The following is a 6,789-nucleotide window of genomic DNA, read 5'->3' as shown; positions in this document are numbered from 1 at the left end:
ATAATAGCGCGTTTCTTCGGTCGAGATCGCAAAGCGCGTCTTGTCGATAATCTGGATCAGCGACGGTGCGGGCAGTTCAAAACTGGTCGGCAGTTCACCTTCAGCAATCATCGGAAAATCGTCGCGCGGCAGCGTCGCGAGGCTGAAGCGCGCACGGCCTGCATTGACCGCCATACGGCCATCAGCGGCGTTCAGCTGCACCTGGCTGCCGTCGGGCATTTTGCGCGCGATTTCGAAGAGCGTGTGCGCCGAAACCGTGGTCGCGCCGGGGATTTCAACATCACCTGCAATGGTTTCGACGATTTGAAGGTCAAGGTCGGTCGCGGTCAGGCGGATCGCGCCATTTTCGCTCGCCTCAATCAGCACATTCGACAGAATGGGGATGGTGTTACGCCGTTCCACCACCGATTGCACATGGCCAAGGCTCTTCAGCAGTGTGGCGCGCTCGATCGTCGCTTTCATCGTCCGGTCATTCCCCTTTGGCCGCCCCGAAGTGGAAACGGCAATTCTTCCCAATATGCCAAAGGGTCAAAACCCCCAATTTCGGCGAATCTTCCTTAACAAGTTGGAGACCTAGGGCAAGCCGATTGCCTTTACAGCGCCGATTAATCTGTGGAAGAAGGCTGGTGAAGCAAAAGGGGTTAGGATTTTGAGCACAAACGGAAAAAGACTGTTCATCGCGCGGCACGGCGAAACCGTATTCAATGCGGTCGCGCGGATGCAGGGGCAGCAGGCGGTACACACCCCGTTGACCCGCGCGGGATTTTTGCAAGCTGACGCGATGGGCCGGGCATTGGCACCCTGGTTTGATGGAAAACCGACGCCGATTTTGTGGTCTTCCACGGCTGGTCGGGCGTTGCAGACGCTGGCAATTGTCGCCGAACATGTCGGCGCAGACTGGCACCAGACCAAGGCGGATGACCGGCTGCAGGAAATAGACGTGGGCGACTGGTCCGAACGGACCTATGCCGATATCCATGCCGAAATCGGCCCGTTCGTTGATCATGATGAAGGCCTGTTTACCGTGCAGCCTCCCAATGGCGAGTGGTATGATGATGTCGCCCGCCGTCTGAGCGACTGGATCGCCGATGCCACCGCCGAACCGGGCGACGCGATTGTCCTGATGCACGGCATGTCTGCCCGCGTATTGCGCGGTCTATTGCTCGGTATCGAACCGCACCCTTTGTGCGATGTTCCTATCGCCGACAGCCTGCCGCAGGGCAGTATGGTGATGATACAGGATGGCGTGGAACAGATCGTCACCTTGGGTGAAGGGCAGCTGGAGCGCGCTTGAAACGGCTGTTTTTCCTCGCGACGGCGCTAATCGCCACCCCTGCCCTCGCCAAGGAACGCTTGGGCGCGTGGCAAAGCTGGGCGGCGTTCCGCGATGCCGAGACACCGCGATGCTATGCTATCGGCGCTCCCGAGACGTCTAGCGGAGAGCGGGGCTATGTGTCGGTCGGCTTCTGGCCCAAGCGGGGATTGGGGCATCAGATCTATGTCCACCTGTCGCGAGCGCGCTCAGAAAACAGCGGTATTACACTCAGCGCAGGCGGACGCCGCTTTCGCCTGATCGCCAAGGGCGATTATGGCTGGGCGAAGGACCGCCAGACCGACATGGCCATCATCGCTGCCATCCGCTCCTCGCAGTCTTTGAGCGTCACAAGCATTGCCCGTGATGGACGCAGCATTGTCGATGCCTATGCGACGCGTGGCGCCGCAAGCGCCATTGATGCAGCAGCTTTGGGGTGTGCGGCACGATAGCCAGCCAAGACTCGCTTTTCGCAGCCGACATCCCTATATCGCCGCGCATCATGCAGATACCCGGCCATATCGATCCCGTAGTCACTCCGCGTGCCATCACGCCGCGTTCCGATGGTCGCATCGACCTGATGGGGCTGTCGCATCTGCAGATCAAACAACTGTTCCTGGAAAGCCAGCTCGACGAGAAAGCGGCCAAGCTGCGCTCGAAGCAGGTGTTCCACTGGATCTACCATCGCGGTGTCACCGACTTTGAAATGATGACCGACATCGCCAAGACGATGCGCCCCTGGCTGGCGCAGCGTTTTGTCATCGGCCGCCCCGAAGTGATCGAGGCGCAGGTCAGCAGTGACGGGACACGCAAATGGCTGCTGCGCACCGACGACGCGCAGGACTATGAAATGGTCTTCATCCCCGATGCCGATCGCGGCACGTTGTGCATTTCCTCGCAAGTCGGTTGCACGCTCAACTGCCGTTTCTGCCACACCGGCACGATGCGGCTGGTGCGCAACCTGACGCCGGGCGAGATAGTCGGTCAGGTCATGCTGGCGCGCGACGCGTTGGGCGAATGGCCCAAGGGCAATATGGCTGGCGGCACGGAAGATGAAGATGACGAGAGCGGTCACTACACTTCCGATGGCCGAATGCTGACCAACATCGTGCTGATGGGCATGGGAGAGCCGCTATACAATTTTGACAATGTCCGCGATGCCTTGAAGGTAGTGATGCACGGCGATGGCCTGGCGCTCTCAAAACGCCGCATTACGCTGTCAACCAGCGGCGTAGTGCCGATGATGGCGAAGGCCGGCGAAGAAATCGGGGTGAACCTGGCTGTGTCGCTCCACGCCATCAGCAAGGAAATCCGAGACGAGATCGTCCCATTGAACCGCAAATATGGCATCGAAGAGCTGCTTCAGGCCTGCGCCGATTATCCCGGTGCCAATAATGCCCGGCGCATCACCTTTGAATATGTGATGCTGAAGGACAAGAATGACAGCGACGCCGATGCGCGCGAACTGGTGCGCCTGATCAAGCAGTATAAATTGCCCGCCAAGGTCAATTTGATCCCGTTCAACCCTTGGCCGGGCGCGCCCTATGAGTGTTCAACTCCCGAGCGCATCCGCGCCTTCAGCAACCTGATTTTCGAAGCCGGCATCAGCGCGCCGGTGCGCACCCCCCGCGGGCGCGACATCATGGCAGCGTGCGGCCAGCTGAAATCAGCAGCCGAGAAGAAGAGCCGGGCCGAACTGGATAGGCTGGCAGAGGAAAAACAGGCGGCTTTGGGTTAGACGAAAAGTGCCACCGACTGCATCCCAGTCATCATCGGTTCGCCCTTGCTGTTCCAGACCGTCATATATTGGCTGCTCGCACCATGAACCGCATGGTGGGTTTCACTTTCAAGGAACCACCAGCCATTTTCGGTTTCGGGTGCATCGGTGAGCAGATTGATCTGCCAGTTGATCGAACTGATCATCCCCTCTTTTTTCATCAGCCCCATCGTCGATGGCGGCAAGGCATCGCCCATGCAGATCAGGTTGGCCACGGGATCAAGGCCCTCACGCTCTTTCAAGCGGTGCCAGTTGGCAAGACGAGGCTTATCCATGCCAAGGATCAGCCGCTTTTCGGGATAATCCATATTGTGGGTGAAGAACTCGGGCGGGCCGCTGCGCGTTTTGCCATCTTCAGGGATGGGCGGGAATTCCGGTCGGGGCAGACCTTCGAAATCGATGTGGCTTTCGCGGCGCGCCATGAAGACGAAGACGCAGCTCAAGCCAACCTCTTCGCCCACCGTGATTTCACTTTTTATGAAGGCACTATTGCGCCCACGGCGCAGGACCTTGCTGTGGATCTCTACCTCGCCGGACAATGGACCCGAAAAGGCGATCTGCGCGGTCAACAGCGGCGGCAGATCCGGCGCGGCCAGTTTTGCCGACTGATAGGCCAATGCCGAACTCAAACCGCCATAGGCAGTTCGCCCCTGATGCCAGGTCGAGGGAATGTTGATTTTCTGGTCGGTCGTGTCAGCGCGGAGCTGCGCGAGGATGTCTGCAAGGTTCATTTCGTTGGCTTATCGCGCGCGAACTATTGTCGCAAGCAATCAAGACATTGGGCTTGCATAGCGTGGCTTGCAGTGGTTGAGTCGCTTTTATGGAAGGGAGCAATCAGTTCGGCTGGGTCGAAAAGCTGGTGGGCGGAGGCGTTCTTATTCCACCAAACACGGCATCAGCCAATCTGATCGGCCGGGCAATTGCAGCCGCGGTAGGGCTAGGCGCTCAGCGACCGGCTTTGCTGGATGCGGTCGGAATAAGCGAAGCAACCATTCGAAACCAGTTGAGCTGGGTGCCGGGCGTCGTGCTCAACCGTTTATTGCTGGCGATCGAAACGCAACTGAACAAGCCCGCTGCAGTTCTGGAAATCGGGCGCGATTCAAAACCGCGCTGCTTTTCCGATATCGGTTATGCAACACGTCTGTTGCCGACACTATATGATGTGATCGAGGCGAATGTTCAGATGCAGGAGCTGCGCCAGAATATCTACCGAACATCATTGGCCGAACATGGTGAATTCACCATTCTCAAATGGAATGCCTTAGGCAACGACCCGCAGGACATTGCAGCAGCAGTCGAGTTCTCAATGGTGACATATGTCCGCCTCGCGCGCGAAATATGGGGCGAGCGGTTGATCATATCGGGCGTTTCGATGCAGCACAGGCCCAGATTCGATGTCGCTCTCTATGAACAATATATCGGCGCTCCAATCGTCTTCGGCACAAAAGAGACGATGGTAGAATTTTTGACTGAGCAGTGCCGCGCGCCGTCGCCATTCGCAAACCCGACTTTGCTGGCCGCTGCCACCAAATGCCATTGGCAGCCGGTCCAATGGTTTGACGCGGGACTTCAGCTTTCTGCTTTTACATATTTCTATCTATGGACCGAACTCAATAAATCTCCGGTCACGCTTGACCGTGTGGCAAGATCGTTCGGCATGGCCGAGCGCACTTTAAGACGGAACCTGGTTGAGCAGGGGAATCCGTTCAGATCGATGCTGGACGATATCCGCAAAAGCATGTGTGATCTCTACAAATTGGAGAACAAGCGGTCGCTTGCCGAGGTGGCCGAACTGCTTGGCTATGGTGAGTTGAGTGCTTTCACGCGCGCCTATCGGCGCTGGTATGGCGAGCCGCCGAGCAAGGGATGGCAGGCTGTGGCTCGCAAAGCCGCCTAAGTGGAGCATGCGCTACCGAGGTTTGCGGGGCGTGTAGCGAATATTTGCCTTGCCGGTCACATCGACGGGGAGAAAAAGCCCCTGCCCGGTCGCGATAACCGTACCGTGGCTGACCTCGTCCACTTCGGCAGACAGCGTAAAATCCCCTTCTTGTCGCATCGCGATCGCCTTTTTCGCCGCGACCAGGACTTTCTGATAATCCTTGTTGAAATCGGTCACCAATGCCCTGCTGATTTCAGCGAGAACTTCGGGATCCGCAAACAGGGCAAAGAGCAAGTTGACCGCCTCGCGATCCGTCGTCCCTGCGATCCGCAAGTCGCGTATTTTGACCACTTGTGAATTCGCTTCGTTATATGGGATCGCTGATAACCAGATAACGCCATTGGTGCCTTTGAGCGGGCTGCGGATAATATCGGCATTGGCTTCGACCCCAACGGCTATCCTGCCCCCTTCGGTCGCATAGACCGTGACCTTTTTGAAATCGACTTTCACCGGGCCAATCTGGTCGAGTTCGATACCCTTGGCTGCCAATTTGCGCAGCGCACGCAGGATCACCGGTTCCAGTTCACGATAATCTGCGAGCACCGGGATGTGGAATCGCAAGCCATGATCACCGGACATTTTCGCAGGGGACGGAAGGGGGGTGATTTCCGGCTTTTCGGGCCGATCGCCAATAAAGGTCTCGGTCACGGCTTCCGCAGACAAGGTCAACAATAGTTGCCGTCCACGGACCTGATACCCCCCAAATCCAAGCTTTTGCGGCGTCACGCGCATCCACGCCGGGGGGCGTTCGCGATTCAGCATGATGGTCGCAAACCCCTCGCCCCAAGCGCCCTCAACAAGTTTGCGCGTTTGGACCTGGGCGATCTCACGCGAAAGGTCTCGCTCCAAACCGGCTATCACCCGTGCCAGTTCGGCATCTGCCTTGCGCACGAAATGGATACGTTTGCCCAGAAAGTTGATCCCGGGCGGTTCGCGCCAGTCATAGGCGATGTCGACCTTTGCCCTCGGTGACCAGCTGTTATCAATCGAGATGCGAACTTGCGCGCGTACATCGGCCGAAGCATTGGCCGTTTCACGCTTGATGACGCCGCCAACATCGCGCGCGCTCACGACAGCGTTCACCGGCATTGAAACGGTCAGTAGATCGCCACGCCCGGACAGGCGGATACGTCCTCTGCTCACATGCCCGACAATAGTGCAGGCGACATCAGGGGTCACCTTGGTGCGCTTGAATCCGATCTTGCAGTCAACATTTTTGCACGCCTCACCCTTGCACTTTTTCTTGTGCACCGGACAGATCGTCACACGCTGTGCAGGAATGCATTTGGGTTCATATTGGTTGATGGCCCACAGCCGGGTTGGCGCCGATTGATTGAGCTTTGCCTCCAGGCCTCCAATATCGATGCTGAGCGGGACGATGATCGTCGAGGTCTGCTTGGGCAGTTCAGCTGCCGTATCGATACGCGGGGGTGCCGGATTACCGACCTGCTTCTCACAGCCGCCGAGAAAAGTTGAAAACAATATCAACCAAAAGAAGACAGCATTGCCTGCAGTGCGCATAATGCCCCTCGCATCCGCATTTGCGAAATCAATGTTTGTACATGACCTAATGTAAACTTATCGATGCGACCGGATTATTGCATGTATGCTCGCATTTTGCGCCGCAAGTCGCAACATGCAAATCATTCACACGCCTGAATTGGCCCTGCGGCTGCTGACAAAAAGGGGAAAATGGTGGGCGTAGCAAGGATTGAACTTGCGACCCCTGCGATGTCAACACAGTGCTCTACCACTGAGCTA

At 57.5% G+C, this 6,789-nt stretch carries 7 protein-coding genes; 4 read left to right on the top strand and 3 right to left on the bottom strand.

From position 1 onward, the window contains the following. Window positions 1-462 (bottom strand): DNA polymerase III subunit beta (locus PKC81_RS14110; protein WP_324337174.1); only part of this gene is annotated, 462 nt, incomplete at its 3' end. Between the two features lie 187 nt (window positions 463-649). Here PKC81_RS14110 and PKC81_RS14105 point away from each other — a divergent pair. The 3 genes from PKC81_RS14105 to rlmN are packed head-to-tail and all read left to right on the top strand — an operon-like array spanning window position 650 to window position 3,050. Further along, window positions 650-1,294: a histidine phosphatase family protein gene (locus tag PKC81_RS14105; protein ID WP_324337173.1), complete on the top strand. Its 645-nt coding sequence runs from the start codon at window positions 650-652 to the stop codon at window positions 1,292-1,294. Continuing rightward, window positions 1,291-1,764, top strand: a complete 474-nt coding sequence (locus PKC81_RS14100) for a hypothetical protein (protein ID WP_324337171.1) — start codon at window positions 1,291-1,293, stop codon at window positions 1,762-1,764. Before PKC81_RS14105 ends, PKC81_RS14100 begins: the two co-directional genes overlap by 4 nt. 50 nt (window positions 1,765-1,814) lie before the next feature. Then, window positions 1,815-3,050, top strand: a complete 1,236-nt coding sequence (gene rlmN / locus PKC81_RS14095; RefSeq protein WP_324337169.1) for a 23S rRNA (adenine(2503)-C(2))-methyltransferase RlmN — start codon at window positions 1,815-1,817, stop codon at window positions 3,048-3,050. On the opposite strand, the gene PKC81_RS14090 is transcribed toward rlmN, so the two are convergent. Next, window positions 3,047-3,820 carry a thioesterase family protein gene (locus PKC81_RS14090; RefSeq protein ID WP_324337167.1) on the bottom strand — a complete coding sequence of 258 codons (774 nt, stop codon included), beginning with the start codon at window positions 3,818-3,820 and terminating at the stop codon, window positions 3,047-3,049. The genes rlmN and PKC81_RS14090 overlap by 4 nt on opposite strands. A gap of 89 nt (window positions 3,821-3,909) precedes the next feature. Here PKC81_RS14090 and PKC81_RS14085 point away from each other — a divergent pair, with 89 nt between their 5' ends. Further along, complete coding sequence (locus PKC81_RS14085; protein ID WP_324337165.1) at window positions 3,910-4,986, top strand: AraC family transcriptional regulator ligand-binding domain-containing protein; 1,077 nt, start codon at window positions 3,910-3,912, stop codon at window positions 4,984-4,986. A gap of 12 nt (window positions 4,987-4,998) precedes the next feature. On the opposite strand, the gene PKC81_RS14080 is transcribed toward PKC81_RS14085, so the two are convergent. Beyond that, a complete protein-coding gene (locus PKC81_RS14080; protein WP_324337163.1) occupies window positions 4,999-6,549 on the bottom strand; it encodes a DUF4403 family protein in 1,551 nt (516 codons plus the stop codon). Between the last annotated feature and the right edge of the window lie 240 nt (window positions 6,550-6,789).

Origin of the sequence: Sphingorhabdus sp., assembly GCF_035329025.1 — a bacterium.
Lineage (GTDB): Bacteria > Pseudomonadota > Alphaproteobacteria > Sphingomonadales > Sphingomonadaceae > Sphingorhabdus_B.
Note: the sequence above shows the minus strand (reverse complement) of the source record. Positions and strands in the feature narration are given on the sequence as shown.

Coding starts and splice junctions, on each gene's coding strand:
- rlmN (WP_324337169.1), top strand. CDS start 1,815: ATGCAGATACCCGGCCATATCGATCCCGTAGTCACTCCGCGTGCCATC.
- PKC81_RS14090 (WP_324337167.1), bottom strand. CDS start 3,820: ATGAACCTTGCAGACATCCTCGCGCAGCTCCGCGCTGACACGACCGAC.
- PKC81_RS14085 (WP_324337165.1), top strand. CDS start 3,910: ATGGAAGGGAGCAATCAGTTCGGCTGGGTCGAAAAGCTGGTGGGCGGA.
- PKC81_RS14080 (WP_324337163.1), bottom strand. CDS start 6,549: ATGCGCACTGCAGGCAATGCTGTCTTCTTTTGGTTGATATTGTTTTCA.